The organism is Oxalobacter paeniformigenes, assembly GCF_027158465.1.
Classification (GTDB): domain Bacteria; phylum Pseudomonadota; class Gammaproteobacteria; order Burkholderiales; family Burkholderiaceae_D; genus Oxalobacter; species Oxalobacter paeniformigenes.
On sequence record NZ_JAMKYL010000014.1, the window covers coordinates 1 to 1,085 of the forward strand.

General features: G+C 53.8%; 2 protein-coding genes. Both read right to left on the reverse strand.

Going from position 1 to position 1,085, the window contains the following annotated elements; translation table 11 throughout:
* Positions 1-527: pyridoxal-phosphate-dependent aminotransferase family protein (locus NAI64_RS09010; protein WP_269299787.1), on the reverse strand; the 527-nt coding region annotated here is incomplete at its 3' end.
* 164 nt (positions 528-691) lie between these two features.
* Positions 692-1,085, reverse strand: a 394-nt coding sequence (locus NAI64_RS09015; protein WP_331282626.1) for a ketopantoate reductase C-terminal domain-containing protein, incomplete at its 5' end; no start/stop codon positions are given.

Below are 1,085 nucleotides of genomic sequence, written 5' to 3' on the forward strand. Positions count from 1 at the left end.
ATGGTCAGGCAGTCGTGTTTGTGCGCGACTTCTGCCAGGGTCTTGGCGTCGGATACGCATCCTGTGGAGGTTTCGGCATGAACGAATGCAACTACCCGGGCGTCGGGGTTTTTCTTCAGCGTGTCTTCCAGGGCGTTCGGATCGACCGGTTCTCCCCATGTCCCTTCCACGATGATCGGGGTGGCTTTGCATCTTTCGACGTTTTCGATCATCCGGCCACCGAATACGCCGTTTCTGCATACAACGACCTTGTCTCCCGGCGCTACCATGTTGACGAAACAGCTTTCCATGCCTACGGATCCCGGCCCGGAAATCGGGTAGGTCAGCTGGTAGTCTGTCTGGAAGGCGTAGCGTAACAGGGATTTCAGTTCGGCCATCATGTCTACGAAGGCCGGATCCATGTATCCGATAACGGGAAGGCTCATTGCTGCCAGTACGCGCGGGTTGATGTTGGATGGGCCAGGACCCATCAGGACGCGTTGCGGCGGATGGAATGAGGTGATTTTTTTATGCGAAACTGCTGCCATGATTTTTTTGTCTCACTAGGAATTGAAAAGTTTGTCAGGTCGGGTTTTGGTGCCTGACGAAAATAATGTCCTAACTCATTATTTTCCACCATTTTCTGTTCGCAGAACAGGGGGCGGATGCCTGCCGTTTATAACGGCCGGCATCCGTTTCGCTTCTCATGCTTTCAACATGGTTCCATTTTGACTTTGCCGTTTTCTTCTTCCATGGTCTTGGCCAACAGTTTGACCAGTGCGTAGACGGCGTTGATGTACGGGGTCGAGGTGTTGGTGATGCGACCCAGTTCGACGACCGATCCTACCAGTGCGTCGATTTCGGGGGCTCTTCCCGCTTCGACGTCCTGGAGCATGGAGGTTTTGTGTTTGCCGACTTTTTCCGCCCCACGTATGCGTTTTTCCAGCGGTACGCGGAATTCGATGCCGAGTTTGTTGGCGATTCTCTGGGCTTCTATCATCATGTTTCCGGCCAGTTCTCTTGATAACGGGTACTGGCAGATGTCGACCAGGGTGGCGTGTGACAGGGAGCTGATCGGGTTGAAGCTCAGGTTGCCCCACAGTTTC